Source organism: Kitasatospora sp. CB01950, from assembly GCF_001905465.1.
In the GTDB taxonomy this organism is placed as follows: domain Bacteria; phylum Actinomycetota; class Actinomycetes; order Streptomycetales; family Streptomycetaceae; genus Kitasatospora.
On sequence record NZ_LISX01000002.1, the window covers coordinates 478,525 to 497,221 of the forward strand.

Genomic DNA, 18,697 nt, shown 5'->3' on the forward strand with positions numbered 1-18,697 from the left:
TTGCCCTCCCGAGATCAAAAGCGGTGCCGGTGGTTTCGCGAGAGGAAGTAACCGGCGCCTGCGCACCGGGAGGTGGCAGTCTTTCTGAAGTGTGGTGTCCAGAGGACAAGAGCGGCAGAGGCGACGGTTTTCCCCTTCAACTGGGCAGCCCGGGAACCAGCCCCGACCTGCCCATCCAGTGAAGTAGCCCCTGCCTGCGCACCTGGACGGGAACGACCTTATCCGTTTCCGTTTTCCGTTCGCATCCGGGTTTTCCGCCGCCGTCTCACTCCAGCAGGGCGAGCGCCGGGAGCGTGAGGAATTCCGGGAAATCCTCGCCCAGCGCCACCTGTTCGAACAGCGCGGCGGCTTCGTCCCACCGCCGGCCGGGCCCCGCCTCCTCCCGCAGCGCGACGAGTTCCTCGGCCAGCAGCCGGCGGACCTGCCCGGCCGTCACCTGCTCGCCGGTGTCGGCGAGCACCACGCCGTTGTGGATCCACTGCCAGATCTGCGAGCGGGAGATCTCGGCGGTGGCGGCGTCCTCCATCAGGTGGAAGATGGCGACCGCGCCGATCCCGCGCAGCCACGACTCGACGTACCGGACGCCGACCTGGACGGCGTTGCGCAGCCCGGCGGACGTGCACCTGCCGCCCGCCCCGGCCACGTCGAGCAGTTCCTCGGCCGTCACGTGCTCCTCCGCGCCGGGGTGCTCCTTCTGGTGCGGACGCCCGCCGAGCACCGCGTCGAAGCACTCCCTCGCCACCGGCACCAGGTCGGGGTGGGCGACCCAGGAGCCGTCGAAGCCGCCGTCCGCCTCCCGCTCCTTGTCGGCCCGGACCTTCGCCAGCGCCGCCGCGTTGACCTCCGGGTCGGTGCGGGACGGGATGAACGCGGCCATCCCGCCGATCGCGTGCGCGCCGCGCCGGTGGCAGGTCCGCACCAGCAGCCGGGTGTAGGCGGCCATGAACGGGGACGTCATGGTGAGGCCGTTGCGGTCGGGCAGCACGAACCGTGCGCCCGCGTCCCGGAAGTTCTTCACGATCGAGAACAGGTAGTCCCACCGTCCGGCGTTCAACCCGGCGGCGTGCTCGCGCAGTTCGTACAGGATCTCGTCCATCTCGAACGCGGCGGTGACGGTCTCGATCAGCACGGTGGCGCGGATCGTGCCGTGCGGGATGCCGAGTTCGGCCTGCGCGTGGGTGAAGACCTCGTTCCAGAGCCGGGCCTCCAGGTGGCTCTCGGTCTTCGGCAGGTAGAAGTACGGGCCGGAGTTGGGGTCCTGCGGGCCGCGGGCGAGCAGCCGGGCCGCGTTGTGGAAGAGGTACAGGCCGAAGTCGACGAACGCGCCGGCCACCGGTTCGCCGTCCACCGTCAGGTGCCGCTCGTCCAGGTGCCAGCCGCGCGGGCGCACCACGACGGTGGCCAGCTCGGCGGCGGGCCGCAGTACGTAGGCCTTGCCTCGGGCGTCGGTGAAGTCGATCCGGCGCTCGAACGCGTCGATCAGGTGGAGCTGTCCGGAGACCACGTTGGCCCAGGTGGGGGCGGAGGCGTCCTCGAAGTCGGCGAGCCACACCTGGGCGCCGGAGTTCAGCGCGTTGATCGTCATCCTGCGGTCGGTGGGGCCGGTGATCTCCACCCGGCGGTCCGTCAGTGCGCGGGGGGCGGGCGCGACCTGCCACTGCGCCGCGCGGACGTCGGCCGTCTCCGGCCGGAAGCCGAGGGCGCCGGTGCGGGCGATCTCCGCCCGGCGTGCCGTGCGCGCGGCCAGCAACTCCCGCCGCCGGACGTCGAATGCGCGGTGCAGGCCCGCGACGAACGCCAGCGCCTGCGGGGTGAGCACCTCCTCGGCGCGCTCCACCGGCGGGCCGGTGACGGCCACGCCCGGAACCTTCGAACCCTGATCTGCAGCCATGGGCGGCACTCTCCTCGGGCCGGTCCGCTGTTCGGTTCTGTAGGGTGGAGAGTAATTTCCGCGATGCAGAATTTCAACGCCCCGTTGAGAGGTCGCGCGAACGCCCGATCACGAAGGAACCCGTCCCGTGGCCAGCACCCCCACCGAACGCACCACCGGCTCGGTGCAGTCCGTCGAACGCGCCTTCCTCCTGCTGGAGGCCCTCGCCGACGCCGGCGGCATCGCCACTCTCAGCGAACTCTCCGCCGCCTCCGGCCTGCCGATGCCGACCATCCACCGCCTGGTCCGCACCCTGGTCACCCAGGGCTACGTCCGCCAGGACTCGGCCCGCCGCTACACCCTCGGCCCGCGCCTGATCCGCCTCGGCGAGAGCGCCAACCGGCTGCTCGGCTCCTGGGCCCGCCCGTTCCTCGCCGAACTCATGGAGGCCACCGGCGAGACCGCCAACCTGGCCGTCCTGGAGGGCCCCGAGGTCGTGTACGTCGGCCAGGTCCAGAGCCGGCGCTCCATGCGGATGTTCACCGAGGTCGGCCGCCGCGCCCAGCCGCACTGCACCGGCGTCGGCAAGGCCCTGCTCGCCCAGCTCCCCGAGGACGAGGCCCGCGCCCTGCTCGGCCCCGGCCCGCTCCAGGCCCACACCGCGCACACCGTGACCGCCCCCGCCGCGCTGCTCGCCCAGCTCGCCGCCGCCCGCGAGTGCGGCTACGTCGTCGACGACCAGGAACAGGAGATCGGCGTCCGCTGCCTCGCCGTCGCCGTCCCCGGCGCCCCCACCCCCACCGCCCTCTCCGTCTCCGGCCCCGAAGCCCGCATCCACGCCCTCGAAGCCCAGTCCGGGCCCGCCGCGCTCGTCCCCCTGATGCAGGCGATCGCGGCCCGCCTCGGCGCGGCGCTCTGACGGACCCGCGGCCACACCGGCCCCGACTCGTGGGCGGCGACGACCAGTTGAGCCCGGTCGCGGGCCGCGAGCTCGGCCGGCAGCCGCCCGATGCGGGTCCTCACCGTGCCCGCGCCCAGGTGCAGGTACGCCCCGATCTCGGCGTTGGACAGCCCGCGCGCCGCCAGGACCAGCGCCTCCCGCTCCCGGGGCGTCAGCTGCTCCGGACCGGCGCCCACGGCCGCTCCCGGGCCCGGCAGGCGGGCGAACTCGGCGATCAGCCGGCGAGATGTCCTTGAGCAGGAAGCCCGCCGCGCCGCCGCCCGGCTGCTCGAACGGCTCGGCGAGCAGCTCAGCTGATCAGCATCCGGTACGGCGTGTCCTCGGGCGTGTAGATCAGGACGAACTCGCGTCCGATGCCAGTGGCCGTCCGGCGCAGGAGGGCGAGCGCCTCGGCGGCCGTCGGGCAGGCGAGTCCGAGGGCCGCCGCGGCGGCGGCGCGGCCGTCGAGCAGCGCGGGCTCGTCCTCCAGGTACTCGGCCTCGCCGGCCGCGCTCTCCTCCGCCGTGCAACCGGGGCAGTCACGCCACCAGGGCGCGGCCAGCAGCAGGCGCAGCAACTCGGGCAGTCCGACGGCGAGAAGCGCTGCGCCGCCTTCGGAGTCGGCGAACAGGATCGGACGCCCCTCGCCGCCCTCGCCGCAGAAGAAGTACGTCCCGCCGCCGCCGTCCCCGGCGAACGGCTCCAGTGAAAGGCCGTTCGCCAGGTGGACGGGTTCCACGTGCTCGGTGCGGGAGAGGTCGAGTTCACCCGGCCAGCGGAAGAACTCGGCGACGGCCGCGTGGTCACGGAGCAGGGCGAGCAAGGACGTCGACATGTCCGGCACTGTAGTGCGCCCGGCCGACAGCGATCTGCCGAACCGGACAACGAACGGACACACCGCGGTGACAGCGCTGCGCCGACGACGCCGTCACCTGCCCGCACCCGGTAGTCGCGGCCTGCGGCGACTCCGGCGCCGGCCCTCGTCCGCCTCCACCGACAGCGCCGCTACGCCAGCCAGGTCGTCACCTGGCTCACCGCCGCGGCGCCCCAGGCCAGTTCCATGTGGTTGAGGCCGCCGAGCAGCGCGGTGCCGCCGACCGTCCCGATCCCCGTGGTGTCCAGCGCGCTGGCGGTGAAGACCAGTCCGTCGCTCGGGCCGCGGCCCTCGTTCAGGATGCCGGGGAGGTCCGCGGAGCCGCCGGCCAGCAGGTAGGTGGGGACAGAGCCCGGTACGCCCGCCTGCTGGAGCGGCTTGATCAGCGAGCCGGCGTCGATCGCGGCCTGGATGCCCTGGCCGGAGGTGTAGAAGCCCTGGCCGCCGTAGTAGGTGGTCCACCAGTCCTGCATGGTGCCGTCCACGCCGTAGGGGCCGTCCCAGCGGGCGAGCAGTTGGCGCTGCCCGGGGAAGCAGTCGTAGCCGCCGGTGGGCAGGACGCCCAGGCAGGGCTGGGCGGTGTAGGTGCCGTAGCAGGTCATGTACAGGTGGGGGGACGGCGCGTTGGCGGTGCCGCCGCAGGCGGGCCAGGTGGCCAGTGAGAACGCCCAGCCGTGCGCGTAGGTGTAGTCGAGGCCGCCGTTCGGGCCGCCGAGGGTGACCAGTCTGCGCACGTCGCCCGCGTAGGCGCGTCCCCAACTCGGCTTCACGGACGACACGTAGGACCGCGCGGCGACCTCGCCCTTGCTCCAGGCCACCACGTCCACCTTGGCCGCGCCGGTGCGGGCCTTGATCACGGCGATGGCGTCGCCGACGGTCTGGGCCTGCATCAGGTTGTCGCCCTGCTTGTGCGCGAACCCGATCGCGAACACCCGGTGCCCGGACGCCGCGAGGGCCTGCGCCATGCCGGTGCTCGGGCAGCTGGACGCGCCGCAGCTGCCGGTCGCGCCGGGGTTCGCCCAGGCCCGGTCGGCGTTGTCGTTGGCGCCGTGCACCAGCAGGACGGGCGTCCCGGCGGCGGTGTTCCAGCCCTGCGCGCTGTACAGCAGGAAGCGGCCGGAGAACGGGCGCTTCACCCCGCCGAAGTACGTGACCCGGGCGCCGTCCTGGTCGCCGCGCCCGTCGGACGGGTACTGCTCCTGCGTGAACCCGGACGTGCCGTCCAGGTAGCGCTCGACCTGCGCCCAGCCGTTGCCGGGCGAGCCGAAGACCGCTTCCTGGGTGAGGTACGAGGGGACGGCGGCGGCCGCGGCGGCCTGGGTGGGGGCGAGGCCGAGCGCGAGCAGCGCTCCGGCCAGCACGGCGGTGAACACGGACCTGAGCGGGTGGCGCACCTGGTCCTCCTTCGACGGACGGGTGACCGCCGCTCGGCCACGTGGGGGTGGCCCGGTCGGCGGTCCGAATGTGGGTCAGGTCACGTTAGGGGCGGCGGGGGCGGCCACCCATGTGTCAGGACCACAGGTCGGGCGGCCCGATGGTGTCGGCGCACCACAATCCGGCCGCGGGTACGCCGTGCGTCGTCCAGGTTTTCCGGCCGCGACCCGTAGGTGAAGTGTTCCCGACAAGGGTTCCGGCGGCGGCTGACGGCGCATCACACTGGCGGCATGCGAATGACTCCACGTGCGCTGAAGATCCGTGCTGTCTCGGTCGCCGCCCTCGGCCTGCTGACCCTCGCCCCCGTCGCCGTCGCCGCCACCGAGGCGCACGCGGCCGTCAGCGGGAACATCTGCTACTCGGCACTGCCCAGCCAGGGCCGCGACACCATCCGACTGATCGACGCCGGCGGGCCCTTCCCGTACTCCCAGGACGGCGTCGTCTTCCAGAACCGCGAGGGCGTGCTGCCCTCCCAGTCGACCGGCTACTACCACGAGTACACCGTCATCACCCCGGGCAGCCCGACCCGCGGCACCCGGCGGATCATCACCGGCACGGTCCACCACGAGGACTACTACACGGCCGACCACTACGTGACGTTCCGGCGCGTCGACTTCGCCTGCTGATCGGGCCCCCGCTTCCGACCCCGGTCCGATAGGTTGGGACGGGTGCGGCCCCACCGGCCGCACCCGTCCCGTTCGTCCTGCCCGTCCTGTACGTCCCAGCCCGCCCCGCCTCGTTCGCCACTGCACCGATCGCACCGACCGCCGAAGGACCGCCCACACATGACCGCCGCCCTGCCGGGCTTCGCCGGCCGCACCTACCTTTTCGAGGTCGACAACGGCGCGGCGTTCCGCAACGCCTACTCTGCGGACGGCACCCGGCTCCGCTGGGAGGGTCTCGGCGAGTCCGCCGGCCAGTTCGAGGACGTCGCCCTGCACACTGCGGCGGTCGCCCCGGGCATCTGGTTCGTCTCCTGGACGGAGCGCAGCGGCCTCACCGTCAGCCACGTCATGGACCTCAACTCCCTGACCGTCAAGGCCTTCTGGACCTGGGAGGGCGAATCCGGCCGGGTCGGCCAGCTCCACACCGGCACCCTCACCCCGGCCTGACCCTCGTCCACCGGCTCGGCCGGCTCCTCCGGGCGCCGGACGGCCGCGCCCTCGCCCTCTGCGGCCCCTGGCACGACCAGCGGCTGCGGCTGCCGGCCCAGGCCCTGCACCTCGCCCCGGGCCGCCCCTCCGCGCCGGCGTGGCAGGAGGAGCACCGTCACCTCACCGCCGGCTGCCGCTACGCCGAAGTCACCACCTCCCGCCACCCCGGCACTCCGTCCTTCCGCCCGCACACCGCCCTGATCACCGCCGCCGCGGCCGTCACCCGACCGCCCTCGGCGACGGGCGGCTCTTGCGCCTCCCACTGCGCGGGGTCAGGCCTTCAGGTGGGTGGAGAGGAACTCGAAGCCGGCGGGGAGGAGCTTGATCCAGGTGGTGAAGTTGTGGCCGCCTTCGGGGACGGAGGCGACGCCGGTGGCGAGCGGGGGCTTGGCGGCGCCGGTGAAGGCGTCGGCGTCCTTGCGGAAGTCGCCGTCGCCCTTCTCCGCGCCGCTGAGCATGATCGCGGTGGCGGGCATCGGCAGGTGCTGGAGGCGCCAGAGCAGGTCGGCCTCGTCGCGGCGCTGCTGGCTGCCCTTGAAGAGGTCGCCGGTGGTGACGTCCTCGGCGGCCTTCAGGTAGCCGGAGATGGAGACGCCGCCGGCGAAGACCTCGGGGTGCCGCATGGCGAGCTTCGCGGCGCAGTAGCCGCCGGTGGAGTTGCCCATCACGCCCCAGGCGCCGGGGCCGGTGGCGACGCGGTAGGTGGCGGCGACGGCGCGCGGGACGTCCTTGGCGAAGTAGGTCTCGGCCTGCGGCCCGCCGGGGACGTTCTCGCACTCGGGGTCGGCGGGCATCGCCGGTGAGGGGCGCATCAGGATGAGGACGGTGGGCTGCATCCGGCCGGCCCGGATCTCGTCGAGTGCGACGCCGGGGTAGTTGAAGCGGGTGATCAGTGCCTTGGCGTCGCCGGGGAAGCCGGTCATGGCGATGACGGCGGGGAACTTCCGCTGGTCGTTGCCGGGCTGGAAGTACTGCGGGGGCAGGTAGACGTATCCGTCGGTGCTCAGGCCGGTGCGCGCGCCGGGGATGCGCACGGAGCGGATCTCGCCGACCTTCTGCGGGTCGCGTCCGACGGTGGTGTTGACGGGTTCCCTGCCGAGTTCCTGGGCGGGGAGCAGCGGCAGGTTGGCGGGCTCGGGTTCGGCGCTGGGGCGGTCGCTCGGGGCGACGGTCGCGCCGACGGGTACGGGGGGCGCGGCGGCGGCCTTGACGGAGACCGGGCCGTCCTTGCCGGTGCCCAGCAGGTCGTTCCAACTGCTGTAGAACGAGAAGTAGTTGTTCACGACCAGGCCGATCACCGCGAGCAGCGCGAGCTGGCTGCCGAGCAGCAGGCCGATCCGGCCGAGGACGGCCCGCCAGTGGTGCTTCGCCATGGCGGGCCACCACCAGACGGTGGCGCCCAGCACCGCGAGTGCGATCTCGATCGTGAACAGCAGCAGCGTCGTGCTGGTCAGCCCCATGGCCGTGTTCCCCGTGTCTTCCCCTCGCCGCGCGTCCCCGAGCCGGTGACAGGCGGGCTCGGCGCGGCCGTGACGAACGTGCCGGCTAAGTATGCACGCTGCGGGGACGACGCCGGCGGACACCCGGGCGGTTCCGGCCCGCCGCCCCGATCACGGAGGGGCGGGCCGGCGGGCGGGGGGTGTGCCCGCTCGACGGGGCGTCAGGCGTGGGTGCCGCCGTCGATGCGGATCTCGGTGCCGGTGACGAACGCGCCGTCGTCGGAGGCCAGCATCGCGATGACGCCGGCCACCGTCTCGGGTCCGGCGAAGCCCTGGCCGATCGCGGGCTGGAGCTTGGCGAACCAGGACATGTCGGCGTCCTCGGGCAGGCCGGGGGCGGCCGTCATGCCGGACGCGATCGAGCCCGGGGCGACGCAGACCGCGCGCAGGCCCTGCCTGGCGTACTCGGCGGCGATGGCGTGGGTGAACGACTGGATGCCGCCCTTGGTCGCCGCGTAGGCCGCCATGTACGGGTGGGCGAACGTGGCGGAGGTGGAGGAGAAGTTGACCACCACGCCGCGGCCGGTGGCGAGCAGCGCGGGCAGCGCCTCGCGGGTGACCAGGAAGGTGCCGGTGAGGTTGACCGCCAGCATGCGGTTCCAGAACTCCAGCGTGGTCTGCTCGGTGTGCGTGGAGCGCAGGATGCCCGCGGCGTTCACCACCACGTCGAGGCCGCCGAGTTCGGCGATCGCGTCGCCGACGCCGGCCTTGACGGACGCCTCGTCGGAGATGTCGACGACCTTGACGGTCAGGCGGTCGGCGGTGCCGTCGGCCTCGGCCTGCTCACGGGTGGTGGCGAGCCCGGCCTCGACCACGTCGGCGGCGACCACGATGCCGCCCTCGGCCAGGATCCGGTGGACGGTGGCCCGGCCGATGCCGGAGCCGGCGCCGGTGATCAGGACGCGGCGGCCTTCGAAGCGGTTCATGGGGGTCTCCCTGTCGTGCGGCGGATCGGGCCTGATGGGCCCCGACCTCTCGTAATGCACGTTACGTCAACATGGCACGTTGTGCCACACCCGCATCCTGTGACGCCCGAGCGGCTACGCTGGGTACCGCACCGGCGACCCACCGACCGCCTTCCGCACCCGCACCCGCCACCCGCACCCGCCTTCCGCACCCGCCACCCGCACCCGCACCCGCACCCGCCGCCCGTCCCGGGGGACACACCATGGCCGCACCCGAACGCCCCGCCCTCTCCCTCACCGAGCGCCGCAAGGCCGCCACCCAGCAGGAGATCGCGCTCACCGCCGCCCGCCTGTTCTCCGAACGCGGCGCCGAGGGCACCACCGCCGAGGACATCGCCCGCACCGCCGGCGTCTCGCTGCGCACCTTCTACCGCTACTTCCGCACCAAGGAGGACGCCGTCGCCCCGCTGCTCGCCGACGGCTCCCGCCAGTGGGTCGACCTGCTCGCCGCCACCGCGCCCGGCACTCCGCTGCTGCCCGCCCTGGTCGACGCCGCCCGCGCCGCACTCGCCCCCGCCCCCGGCCGGCCGGCCGCCTCCCTGGGCTGGACCCGCGGCCTGCTCCGCGCCATGCCCGACGACCCGGCCCTGCGCGACGTCTGGCACCGCACCCAGCACGACGCCGAGGCCGCGCTGCGTCCCGTCCTCGCCGAGCTCGTCGGCCTGCCCGCCGACAGCCTGGACGTCCTACTGCTCGCGGCCACCGCCAACGCCGCGATGCGGGTGGCCGTCGAGGCCTGGGCGGCGGGCGACTCCGACCCCACCGGCGCCGCCGACCTCGCGGAGACCGCCTTCCGCCGCCTGACCGGGCCGCTCGCCGAGCCGAACCGACCCGGACCGAGCTGACCCGAACCGCCCCGGGCCTGCCCGGACAGGGGCAACTCCCTTGCTCCCCCGGCCTGTTCACACCGGGACGACGGCCACCGGGCACTGCGCGTGGTGCAGGACGGCGTGCACGGGCGTGGCCAGCCGCAGGCCGAACCGCGGGGCCGGATCGTGCCGGGAGACCACCACCAGCGCGGCGGTGCGGGACTCCTCGACCACGGTCGCGGCGGTGCCGCCGGTCAGCTGCTGGGTCTCAAGTTCGACGGCGGGGAAGTCCTCGCGGACCGGATCGCAGGTGCGCAGCAGCAGCTGCTCGTGCAGCCGGTTCTCCTCGCCGAGTTCGTCGACCATCGGCGCCATCCGCCCGACGTCGGCGACCACCGGCGACCAGGTGTGCAGCGCCCGCACCGACAGGCCCCGCCGGGCGGCCGTCTCGCAGCCGAACCGCAGCGCGGCGGAGTCCCGTTCGTCGTGGACGGCCACCAGCACCGGCCCTTCGGGGTGCTCGGTGCCGCGGACCACCACCACCGGGCAGACGGCGTGCGCGGCGACCCGCAGGCTGACCGAGCCGAGCAGCAGCGACGCGAACCCGCCGTGCCCTCGGGTGCCGAGCACCGCGAGTCCGGCGTGCTCGCAGGCGGTGAGCACGGCCTCCGCCGCATCGCGCGGGACGACGTCACCGGTGATCCGCAGCCCCGGGTGCGCGGCCTCCAGCCCGGACCTGATGGTCTCCAGCAGTTCCGCCGCCTCGCGCAGGATCAGATCGGTGACGGTCGTCCCGGTGCGGGGCGAGAGCGTGACGGTGCCGGTGTTGACGGCGTGCACCAGGTGCAGGCTGTCGCCGCGCCGCTCGGCCTCGCGGGCCGCCCACTCGGCGGCCTCGGCACCGGGTTTCGAGCCGTCGACCCCGGCGATCACGCCGCTGGGTCCCCTGATCTCCATGGCACACTCCTCGGAGCCGGGTTGGTCCCTTCCAGCATGCGCCGCCCCTCACCACGGGGACAAACAGGGACGGCACGGGAAACGGAAAGCGCTTTCCGGCTGCCTTCCGGACACCTCCGCCCACCCTCCCGGCCGCATCCGGAAAGCGTTTTCCCGCTGACTGCCGGACCACGGCCGCACCCAACTGGAAACCGCTTTCCCTCACCGCCGCGCCGGGTCCTCCGCGCCCGTGTACGGGCTGCCGGGCAGCGGGGCGCCGGTGAGGAAGGCGAGCACGGCGGCGCGGTACTCGGCGGGTCGGTCCACGGCGATCGCGTGACCCGCCCCGGGGACGTACAGCAGTTGCGCGCCGGGCAGGGTGTCGCGGTACTCGCGGGTGATCTCCCAGTGCTTGTAGTCGCACTCGCCGCGCAGCACCAGCGCCGGGACGTGCACGGTGCGCAGCGCGGGGCGCGGGTCGGGGCGGTGGCGCAGGTCGGCGGCGATCAGTTGGTTGGCGTAGAAGCCGGGCGTCTTGACGGGCAGTGCGCCGACCGCGCCGGGGTGGCAGGTGGCGGCGGAGCCGGAGACGGTCAGCAGTTGCCGGAACAGCGCGTCGGCCTGGTCGTCGGGCAGCAGGGCGTGGGCCTGGGCGGGGTCGAGGGCGAGCAGCGCCGACCAGGCCGGGACGCGCAGCCCGCTGCCGCCGAGGCCGTCGATCCGGCGGCGCTGGTCGGGGGTGAGCCGGTCCCAGAGCTGGCCGGCCTGTTCGTCGGTGTACTCGGGGGTCCAGAGTGTGCCGGGCGAGGTGAACACCACCCGTGCGACGTGGGTGGGGTGCGCGGCCAGGTATTCGGCGGCGAGGGTGCCGCCCCAGGACGCGCCGATCAGCACCATCCGTTCCGCGCCGAGCCGTTGCCGGACAGCCTCCAGGTCGTCGATCTGCCGCTGCACGGTGTACCCGGACAGGTCGGCCGGTCGCGGGGAGTCCCCCGACCCCAACTGGTCGTACGTGTAGACCTGGTAGCTGGCCCGGCTCAGTTCCTCGTCCAGTCCGTCCGCCGCCTCGCCGGGGGTGCCGGGGCCGCCGTGCAGCCGGACGACCGGTTCGGGGCGGGCCGGGCCCCGGGCGGGCGTCAGGTGGTAGGCGAGCCGCGAGCCGGTCGGCAACTCCCAGATGGCGTCGGCCTTTCCGGGGACGGCTCGCTCCCCCGGCCACAGCACGGCCGTGCCCAGCCCGGCCGCCAGCACCCCGCTCATCGCCACGGGCAGCCAGCGCGGCCACCCCGCCAACCGCCGCGCACCCCACACCGGCACCCCGCAGCCGACGGCCAGCCCGCCGACCGCGCCGGCCACCATCACCCCCAGCACGGGCCGCACCGCCCCGGCGGCCACCGTCCCGACCCCGGCGCCCACCACCCCACCGAGCACCCCGACCACCAGCAACACACCCGCAAGCAGCTTCTTCATGCCGTCCACCGTCGCCCGTCCCCCGGCCCGCGGGCGTCCCCGCCGGGGCTCGAACCGATCCCCTTCCGGGTGGACAACCAGTCACCCCCGGAGCGGAGTTGGCGACCGAGGTCGGCTCGGTGGCCGGACGGCACGATCGTCGGGCCTGAGCGCTCGGCGACTGGCCGGCCCTCGACTCGTACGAGCGCCGCCTCCGCGGTCTCCAGCGCGGCGGGCAGCGACGACCCGGGCGGCGAATCCCACTTGTCAGGGTGTCGGCCGCCGGGGATGCCGACCGGGTGCCGGGTCACCGCAGGAGACGACGTCAGCAGCAGGAACTCGCCGAGCAGCCCGCCGCCCACTGATCCCCGACCGGCCTGCGCCGAACGCCGAACGCCGAACGCCGAGCAACAAGAACGACCGCCGATCAGCCCACCGATCAGCCCAGGCCGAGTTCCTCCCGGGCCCCGGCCACCCGGCGCAGCACGCCGTGCGCCTCGCTCTTCTCGGCGAGTTCGGCCGCCTCGGTGAGCAGTGCGGCGGCGTCCTCGCGCCGTTCCTGCTGGGAGGCCAGAAAGGCGAGGCCGATCAGGTTGGCGGCGACGCCCGGCAGGAAGCCGAGGTCGCGGCGCAGTCGGGTGGACTCCTCGAAGTGGGCGCGGGCGGAGTCGAGTCGACCGGCCATGTGGTCGGCGAACCCGAGGTGGCGCAGCACGTAGGAGAGGGTCAGCCGGTCCCCGGCCCGGGCGGCGAGTTCACGGGCGCGGCGGAGCACCGGCAGCGCCGCCTCGTTGTCGTCCCGCACCACCTGGTGGAACGTTCCGATCCAGAACAGCGCTTCGCCTTCGCCGCGTTCGTCGCCGAGTCGGCGGTACAGTTCGGCGGCCCGCTCGAACAGCTCCAACTCGTGGGCGTTCTCGACCTGTTCGTCCAGGAAGCGCGCGTGGACGAGCTTCCCCCTGGCCAGCGCGAGGTCCGCTTCGAGGCCGTCCAACCCGGTTTCTGCGGCGCCCAGTTCGCCGGCGTCGCCGCCGAACACGGCGCGCTGGTACACGAGTTCCGCTTCTTCGATCCGTCCGTCCGCAGTCATGGGCGCGATCGTAGTGGGCGGCCTGTCCTCCCGGAGGACGACCGGGGGTCGACTCCGGGGCGGACGACCGGAGATCACCGGGCTGCCTAGCATGGGTGGGACGCCTGCACACGGCAGGCGGCGAGCGCCGACGGAGAACTCATGAGTGCCGATCAGCCGTTGTCCGACGAGGAGTTGGCCGCCGTCGAACGGCGCGCCGCGGCGGCCTCGCCGGGGCCGTGGATCGCCCGGCTGGAGAGCCGGCAGTCGATCGGCGGCGGCAGTTTCGTCCAGCTCGACTCGGATCCGGCCCGGGACGACGAGCTCTACCTGCGCCGCTTCGTCGGCGGCCACGAAGTCCTCGGAGTCGATCCGCGCACGGACGCGGACATCGACTTCATCGCCGGCGCCCGCCAGGACGTCCCGCGTCTGCTCGCCGAGGTCCGCCGGCTGCGTGCCGCACAGGCTCGGCAGCAACAGCGGCAGCAGCAGTCCGCCGCCGACTGAAGGGGAGGTCCGGCGGTGCGGAGCATCCCGGTGTGGTGGCGCGCGGACCGAACTGTCGCGCGGGGCTGGTGGGTTGTGCTGGACGTGGTGGTGGCGTGGGCGTCGGCGGGCATCGCGATCGGCGGTGCGGGCTCCCCGGCGTCCCTCGGCCACGGCCCGGTACCGGAGCGGATCGCGGCGGTGGTCTGGTTCGCGTCCCTGGCGGGCCGACGGATCGCACCCGTGGGCGCGCTGTGGGCGGGCGCGGCCGCGACCGTCGCGGTCGTGGCGGCGGGCGAACCGGTGACCAACCTGTCGCTGGCCTCGGCCCTGCCCCTGGTGGTGCTCGCCCGCACCCGGCCACCGGCCGCTGCGGCCGCGCTGGCGGCCGTCCCGGTGGCCGCCGTCCTGCTCGCACTCGCCGGGCGCCCGGGGTTCGCCCTCGCCTGCACCGTGCACGCGGCCTCGGCGGGAGTCGGCCTGGCGACCCGCCTGCGCCTGCAACGGGCCGAGCAACGTCGCCGGGCCGCCGCCGAGTTGCGCGCAGAAAAGCTCCTGGCTGACGAACGGGCCCGGATGGCAAGGGAGTTGCATGATGCGGTCGGCCATGCGGTGACGGTGATGGTGACCCACGCGGGCGCGGCCCGCCTCTGTCTGCCCGACGGCCCGCCGGACGTCCGCGCCGCCCTGGAGCGGATCGAACGCGTGGGCCGCGACGCGATGGCCGACCTCGACCGCGTCCTCGGCCTGCTCCAACCCGCCCCGCCGCTCGCCCAAGCCCTCCGAGCCCTGCTCGCCGACCTGCCCCCGCACCTCTCCCCCGCCCTCCAACTCCCTTCCGAGGTACACCACTTGACCACCGAACAGTCCGAGACGATCCGCCGCATCGTCCAGGAGTCCCTGACCAACACCCTCAAGCACTCCACCGCCACCGCCACCACCGTCCGCCTCACCACCGCCCCGCACGCCACCCGCCTCACCGTCACCGACAACGGCTCACCCGTCCCGCAGCTCGCCCCGCGACCCGCACCCCGCACCCCACCCCGGGGTCTCGCCTCGATGCGCCACCGCGTGACCGCCCTCGGCGGCACCCTCACCGCCGGCCCGGACCCGGATGCCGATGGCTGGCGCGTGGAGGTGCAACTTCCGTGCCGATAAGGGTGCTTGTGGCCGACGACGAGGACCTGATGCGGGCCGGCCTGCGAATGATGCTCGGCACCCAGCCGGACCTGCTGGTGGTCGGCGAGGCCGCCGACGGCGCGCAGGCGGTGCGCGTCGCCGAGGAGTGCCGGCCGGACGTGGTGCTGATGGATGTGCGGATGCCGGTGCTGGACGGGGTGGCGGCGACGGTGGAGTTGGCGCTGCGCTGTCCGCAGGCGCGGGTCCTGGTGCTGACCACCTTCGAGTTGGACGAGTACGTGTTCGCGGCGGTGCGGGCGGGCGCGGCCGGGTTCCTGTTGAAGCGGACGCCACCGGAGGCCCTGCTGGCGGGAGTTCGGACGGTGGCGGCCGGGGAGGCGCTGCTCGGCCCGTCGGTGACGCGCCGGCTGCTGGCGGAGTTCGCGCGTTCGGCCCCGCCGGGCGGTTCGGCGGCGGGCGGGCGGGTGCTGGCCCGGTTGACGCCGCGTGAGCGGCAGGTGCTGGAGCTGCTGGGCCGGGGTCGCTCGAACGCGGAGATCGCGGCGGCGTTGCACCTGGGCGAGGCGACGGTGAAGACCCATGTCCGCCGGGTGCTGGACAAGTTGGGGGTGCGGGACCGGGTGCACGCGGTGGTGTTCGCCTTCGACCACGGCGTCGTCCGACCGTCCGCCGAGCAGTGACCTGCCGGCCCCGACTCCCCGTCGGCGCCGATCAGTGGGAGGCCTGCCACTCCGCCCGGTACTCGTCGAAGATCTCCTTCAGGTGGTGGCCGATCTTCAGGTAGTCGAGGTCGTCGAGGTTGGCCAGCGAGACCCGCACGGACCATTCGGGGCCGTCGAAGCCGCCGCCGTTGAGCAGCACGACGCCGGTCTGTTCGGCGAGCCGGAACAGGGGTTCGGTGGGTTCGTAGGTGGCCTTCAGGAAGGCCGCGAACTCGGGTCCGGAGGTGCGTTCGGCCTCGGCGAGCAGGTCGAGTTCGACGTAGTAGCCGGCTCGTGCGGGGTCCTCGGAGATCTTCATCCCGGAGCCCTCCAGCAGCAGTTGGAGCCGCTGGTGGACGATGGCCTGCACCTTCTCCTTGTAGGCCTTGCCCTCGGGGAGCAGCGCGAACAGCGAGAACAGGGTGAGTTGGGCCTGCTGCGGCAGGGAGAGTCCGGCGGTGTGGTTGAGGGCGACCTGCCGGGAGTCGGCGACCAGGCGGTCGATGAAGCGGATGCTGCCGGGGTCGAGGCTGAGGCTGCCGTAGCGGCCGGCGAGGCGGTCCTTGTCGGCCTGCGGGAGGGCGGCGAGGGCGTCGTCGATGACGTTGTCGCGTTGGAGGCCGATGACGCCGAGGCGGTGGCCGGTGCAGCCGTAGTGCTTGGAGTAGGAGTAGACGAGCAGGGTGTTGCGGGGCAGGTCGGCGGCGATGCTGCGGAAGTGGTCGACGAAGGTGCCGTAGACGTCGTCGGTGACGATGATCAGCCCGGGGTTGGAGCTTTCGACGATGGACTTGATCTGGTCGGTGACGCGCTGGGAGAGCGCGAGCGAGGGCGGGTTGCTGGGGTTGACCAGGCAGACCAGTTTGATGCCGGGGTCGGCGAGCTTGGCGACCTCCTCGGTGGGGTAGCGCCATTCGCGGACGCCGGTCTCGGCGTAGGAGTTGGCTTCGATCCGGACGACGTCGAACTGGTAGGTGTCGAGTTCGGGGATCTCGATGTAGGGGGTGAAGACGGGCACCATCAGGGCGATCCGGTCGCCCTTGTGCAGCAGGCCGTTCTTCATCAGGGAGTCGAAGATGTAGCACATGGCGGCTGTTCCGCCTTCGGTGGCGAACAGGTCGAGGCGGCCTTCGGGCGGCCGGCGGTCCATCAGTTCCTCGTGCAGGTAGCCGACGACGATCTGTTCGGCGGCGGTGAGCATCCGGTCGGGGACGGGGTAGTTGTCGCCGATGGCGGCGTCGGCGAGTTCGTGGACGAGGGCGTCGCGGTCGAGGTCGTAGCGGTCGACGGCGAGGCTGAGGCAGGCGGAGAGCAGGTCGATGCCGGGCAGTTCGGGGTGGCTGCGGGCGAACTGGTCGTAGCGGTGGGCGATGCCGATCTGTTCGGGCATGCCGCCGAGGTTGTCGGCGGTCCAGACGCGGCGGGATTCGGCGAGCGCGAAGTGGCCGAGGGCGAGCATCGCTTCGCGCGGGCCGGTGCAGATCCAGTTGGGGTTGCCGCGGCCGGCGTTGAGCATGTGGGCGGTGGACTTCTCCTTCTGCCCGGGCCGGTCGGCCTGGTAGTGCTCGGCGAGCCGGACGAACTCGCCCTTGAGTTCGAACGGGCTGAGCCGGGCGAGGCGGTGGATCTCTTCGCGGCTGATCGACGGCTTGGTCATGGGTGGGGTCTCTCCTAGCCGAGCAGGGCGACGATGACGGCGCCCCAGATGGTCAGCAGGACGTTTCCTGCCGCGTACGGGATGGTGTAGCCCAGGGTGGGGATCTGGCTCCGGGCGGCTTCGTTGATGGCGCCGATCGCGGCGGTGGTGGTCTGCGCGCCGGCGACCACGCCCATCAGGATCGGCGGGCGCATCCGGAAGACGAAGTGGCCGATCAGGATGCCGACGAGCAGCGGGACGACGGTGGCGACGGCGCCCCACACCAGCAGTCCCCAACCGGCTTGGGAGAGGCCGCTGGTGAAGCTGGGTCCGGCGTTGATGCCGACGATGGCGACGAACGCGCACAGGCCGAGGGTGTCCATGAACCACTGGGCGCCGGGCGGCACGTTGCCGTAGGTGGGGTACCGGCCGCGGATCCAGCCGAAGATCAGGCCCATGATGAGCGCGCCGCCGGAGGTGGACAGGCTGATCGGCACGCCGCCGACGGTGAGGGCGGGGATGCCGATGCAGCCGCCGAGGAAGATGCCGAGGCCGACCCAGGTCATGTCGGTGGCGAAGCTGGTCGGCACCGGTTTGCCGAGCTGCTTCCCGGCCGGTTCGACGAGCCGCTGCGGGCCGGACAGCACCAGGGTGTCGCCGCGTTCGACCTGGGTGGTGAGCACGTACGGGAACTCCGCGCCCGAGCGGTAGAGCTTGTCGACGAACACCCCGACCATGAACGGTTCGCGCCGCAACTCGGCGATGGTCTTGCCGAGTTGGGCCTTCTCGGAGGCGACCACGTGCAGGTGTTCGGTCTGGTAGTCGAGCAGTTCGACGTCGTCGGTCTCGGGGCCGATGCTGCGGATCGGGTCGAAGTCGACCAGGTCGTGCCGCAGTGCGCTGACCGCGACCACGTCGCCGTGCTCGATGACGGTCTGCTGGTCGTGCGGGAGGATCGTCCCGGCCCGGCGGACCCGGGTGAGGTAGATCCGCCGGTCGGCGTCCTTCTCGCGCTGCTCGATCTGTTCGACGGTGGAGCCGGCCAGGCCGTGTTCGACGGTGTAGGCGCGCAGCACGACCTCGTAGTAGCCGTCGCTCAGGTCGGGGTCGCCGGCGGGGGCGTCGAGTTCGGCGGCGAGGGCGCGGGAGTCCTCGGCGAGGTCGCTCCGCAGGAAGCGGGGGGCGATGTTGGCCAGCAGGATCGCGCACAGGATGGTGCCGAGCGGGTAGGTGACGGCGTATCCGATCGGCACCAGGTTCTGCTGCGCGGTGACCTGGTCGGCGCTGAGCCCGGGCAGCGTGCCGATGGCGTCCTGGGCGACGCCGATGACGGCGGACTGGGTGAGTGCGCCGCCGAGCAGTCCGGCGCCGAGCCCGGGGCCGTAGCCGAGCATGTCGGCGAACGCCCAGCAGATCAGCAGGCCGGTGAGGCAGACCGCGAGGGTGACGGCGACCTGCGGCAGCCCGTCCTTCTTCAGGCCGCGGAAGAACTGCGGGCCGACCTTGTAGCCGAGGGCGAACAGGAACATGATGAAGAACACCGATTTGACGGTGCCGTTGATTTCGACGTCGGTCAGCCAGCCGGTGAACAGCCCGGCGATCAGGCAGCCCGTCACCGCGCCCAGCCCGATGGCCTTCCAGTGCAGCCGTCCGACCAGGAAGCCGATCGCGATGGTCAGGAAGATCAGCAGTTCCGGGTACGGCTTGAAGACGTGATCGGTGATCCAGCCCAATG

At 73.1% G+C, this 18,697-nt stretch carries 17 protein-coding genes and 1 pseudogene; 7 read left to right on the plus strand and 11 right to left on the minus strand.

Features of this window, described 5'->3' with window-relative positions; all coding sequences use genetic code 11:
* Nucleotides 1-265: 265 nt before the first annotated feature.
* A complete protein-coding gene (gene aceB, locus AMK19_RS06930; protein WP_073808948.1) occupies nucleotides 266-1,891 on the minus strand; it encodes a malate synthase A in 1,626 nt (541 codons plus the stop codon).
* A 127-nt stretch (nucleotides 1,892-2,018) separates the two neighbouring features.
* On the opposite strand from aceB, the gene AMK19_RS06935 reads away from it, so the two are divergent.
* Nucleotides 2,019-2,789 carry an IclR family transcriptional regulator gene (locus AMK19_RS06935; protein WP_073808950.1) on the plus strand — a complete coding sequence of 257 codons (771 nt, stop codon included), beginning with the start codon at nucleotides 2,019-2,021 and terminating at the stop codon, nucleotides 2,787-2,789.
* Between the two features lie 44 nt (nucleotides 2,790-2,833).
* Here AMK19_RS06935 and AMK19_RS36925 read toward each other — a convergent pair.
* The 3 genes and pseudogenes from AMK19_RS36925 to AMK19_RS06950 all read right to left on the minus strand — a co-directional run.
* Nucleotides 2,834-3,007, minus strand: a pseudogene (locus tag AMK19_RS36925) (helix-turn-helix domain-containing protein); the annotation flags it as partial.
* Between the two features lie 113 nt (nucleotides 3,008-3,120).
* A complete protein-coding gene (locus AMK19_RS35035; RefSeq protein ID WP_073808953.1) occupies nucleotides 3,121-3,645 on the minus strand; it encodes a hypothetical protein in 525 nt (174 codons plus the stop codon).
* 170 nt (nucleotides 3,646-3,815) lie between these two features.
* A complete protein-coding gene (locus AMK19_RS06950; protein ID WP_073808954.1) occupies nucleotides 3,816-5,078 on the minus strand; it encodes an esterase/lipase family protein in 1,263 nt (420 codons plus the stop codon).
* Nucleotides 5,079-5,348: 270 nt separating this feature from the next.
* Here AMK19_RS06950 and AMK19_RS06955 point away from each other — a divergent pair, with 270 nt between their 5' ends.
* Nucleotides 5,349-5,744, plus strand: a complete 396-nt coding sequence (locus AMK19_RS06955; protein ID WP_073808956.1) for a ribonuclease domain-containing protein — start codon at nucleotides 5,349-5,351, stop codon at nucleotides 5,742-5,744.
* Nucleotides 5,745-5,903: 159 nt separating this feature from the next.
* Complete coding sequence (locus AMK19_RS06960) at nucleotides 5,904-6,230, plus strand: MoaF-related domain-containing protein (RefSeq protein ID WP_073808957.1); 327 nt, start codon at nucleotides 5,904-5,906, stop codon at nucleotides 6,228-6,230.
* Between the two features lie 314 nt (nucleotides 6,231-6,544).
* On the opposite strand, the gene AMK19_RS06965 is transcribed toward AMK19_RS06960, so the two are convergent.
* Together AMK19_RS06965 and AMK19_RS06970 are read right to left on the minus strand one after the other, a co-directional pair.
* The gene (locus AMK19_RS06965; protein WP_073808959.1) at nucleotides 6,545-7,732 is read right to left on the minus strand and encodes an alpha/beta hydrolase; all 1,188 of its coding nucleotides are present in this window, start codon (nucleotides 7,730-7,732) and stop codon (nucleotides 6,545-6,547) included.
* Nucleotides 7,733-7,932: 200 nt separating this feature from the next.
* Nucleotides 7,933-8,697 carry an SDR family NAD(P)-dependent oxidoreductase gene (locus AMK19_RS06970; protein ID WP_073808961.1) on the minus strand — a complete coding sequence of 255 codons (765 nt, stop codon included), beginning with the start codon at nucleotides 8,695-8,697 and terminating at the stop codon, nucleotides 7,933-7,935.
* Nucleotides 8,698-8,939: 242 nt separating this feature from the next.
* Between AMK19_RS06970 and AMK19_RS06975 the strand changes: the two genes are divergently transcribed.
* Entirely contained in the window at nucleotides 8,940-9,581 is a 642-nt protein-coding gene (locus tag AMK19_RS06975; protein ID WP_073808962.1) for a TetR/AcrR family transcriptional regulator, read from the plus strand.
* A 57-nt stretch (nucleotides 9,582-9,638) separates the two neighbouring features.
* Here the strand turns inward: AMK19_RS06975 and AMK19_RS06980 are convergent, their stop codons facing one another.
* The 3 genes from AMK19_RS06980 to AMK19_RS06990 form a co-directional block, all read right to left on the minus strand.
* Entirely contained in the window at nucleotides 9,639-10,502 is an 864-nt protein-coding gene (locus tag AMK19_RS06980) for a universal stress protein (protein WP_073808964.1), read from the minus strand.
* A gap of 201 nt (nucleotides 10,503-10,703) precedes the next feature.
* The gene (locus tag AMK19_RS06985) at nucleotides 10,704-11,951 is read right to left on the minus strand and encodes an alpha/beta fold hydrolase (RefSeq protein ID WP_073808965.1); all 1,248 of its coding nucleotides are present in this window, start codon (nucleotides 11,949-11,951) and stop codon (nucleotides 10,704-10,706) included.
* Nucleotides 11,952-12,369: 418 nt separating this feature from the next.
* The gene (locus tag AMK19_RS06990; RefSeq protein WP_073808966.1) at nucleotides 12,370-13,020 is read right to left on the minus strand and encodes a tetratricopeptide repeat protein; all 651 of its coding nucleotides are present in this window, start codon (nucleotides 13,018-13,020) and stop codon (nucleotides 12,370-12,372) included.
* Between the two features lie 141 nt (nucleotides 13,021-13,161).
* Between AMK19_RS06990 and AMK19_RS06995 the strand changes: the two genes are divergently transcribed.
* The 3 genes from AMK19_RS06995 to AMK19_RS07005 are packed head-to-tail and all read left to right on the plus strand — an operon-like array spanning nucleotide 13,162 to nucleotide 15,305.
* Complete coding sequence (locus tag AMK19_RS06995; RefSeq protein ID WP_073808968.1) at nucleotides 13,162-13,506, plus strand: hypothetical protein; 345 nt, start codon at nucleotides 13,162-13,164, stop codon at nucleotides 13,504-13,506.
* A 15-nt stretch (nucleotides 13,507-13,521) separates the two neighbouring features.
* Nucleotides 13,522-14,643: a sensor histidine kinase gene (locus AMK19_RS07000; protein WP_143200080.1), complete on the plus strand. Its 1,122-nt coding sequence runs from the start codon at nucleotides 13,522-13,524 to the stop codon at nucleotides 14,641-14,643.
* Nucleotides 14,634-15,305 carry a response regulator gene (locus AMK19_RS07005; RefSeq protein ID WP_073808971.1) on the plus strand — a complete coding sequence of 224 codons (672 nt, stop codon included), beginning with the start codon at nucleotides 14,634-14,636 and terminating at the stop codon, nucleotides 15,303-15,305. The genes AMK19_RS07000 and AMK19_RS07005 overlap by 10 nt, the downstream gene beginning before the upstream one ends.
* Nucleotides 15,306-15,336: 31 nt before the next feature.
* Here AMK19_RS07005 and AMK19_RS07010 read toward each other — a convergent pair whose 3' ends face one another.
* Complete coding sequence (locus AMK19_RS07010) at nucleotides 15,337-16,983, minus strand: bifunctional aspartate transaminase/aspartate 4-decarboxylase (protein WP_073808973.1); 1,647 nt, start codon at nucleotides 16,981-16,983, stop codon at nucleotides 15,337-15,339.
* Nucleotides 16,984-16,997: 14 nt separating this feature from the next.
* Nucleotides 16,998-18,695 carry an aspartate-alanine antiporter gene (gene aspT / locus AMK19_RS07015; protein WP_143200081.1) on the minus strand — a complete coding sequence of 566 codons (1,698 nt, stop codon included), beginning with the start codon at nucleotides 18,693-18,695 and terminating at the stop codon, nucleotides 16,998-17,000.
* Nucleotides 18,696-18,697: the final 2 nt, after the last annotated feature.

Coding starts and splice junctions, on each gene's coding strand:
- aceB (WP_073808948.1), bottom strand. CDS start 1,891: ATGGCTGCAGATCAGGGTTCGAAGGTTCCGGGCGTGGCCGTCACCGGC.
- AMK19_RS35035 (WP_073808953.1), bottom strand. CDS start 3,645: ATGTCGACGTCCTTGCTCGCCCTGCTCCGTGACCACGCGGCCGTCGCC.
- AMK19_RS06955 (WP_073808956.1), top strand. CDS start 5,349: ATGCGAATGACTCCACGTGCGCTGAAGATCCGTGCTGTCTCGGTCGCC.
- AMK19_RS06960 (WP_073808957.1), top strand. CDS start 5,904: ATGACCGCCGCCCTGCCGGGCTTCGCCGGCCGCACCTACCTTTTCGAG.
- AMK19_RS06965 (WP_073808959.1), bottom strand. CDS start 7,732: ATGGGGCTGACCAGCACGACGCTGCTGCTGTTCACGATCGAGATCGCA.
- AMK19_RS06970 (WP_073808961.1), bottom strand. CDS start 8,697: ATGAACCGCTTCGAAGGCCGCCGCGTCCTGATCACCGGCGCCGGCTCC.
- AMK19_RS06975 (WP_073808962.1), top strand. CDS start 8,940: ATGGCCGCACCCGAACGCCCCGCCCTCTCCCTCACCGAGCGCCGCAAG.
- AMK19_RS06980 (WP_073808964.1), bottom strand. CDS start 10,502: ATGGAGATCAGGGGACCCAGCGGCGTGATCGCCGGGGTCGACGGCTCG.
- AMK19_RS06985 (WP_073808965.1), bottom strand. CDS start 11,951: ATGAAGAAGCTGCTTGCGGGTGTGTTGCTGGTGGTCGGGGTGCTCGGT.
- AMK19_RS06990 (WP_073808966.1), bottom strand. CDS start 13,020: ATGACTGCGGACGGACGGATCGAAGAAGCGGAACTCGTGTACCAGCGC.
- AMK19_RS06995 (WP_073808968.1), top strand. CDS start 13,162: ATGAGTGCCGATCAGCCGTTGTCCGACGAGGAGTTGGCCGCCGTCGAA.
- AMK19_RS07010 (WP_073808973.1), bottom strand. CDS start 16,983: ATGACCAAGCCGTCGATCAGCCGCGAAGAGATCCACCGCCTCGCCCGG.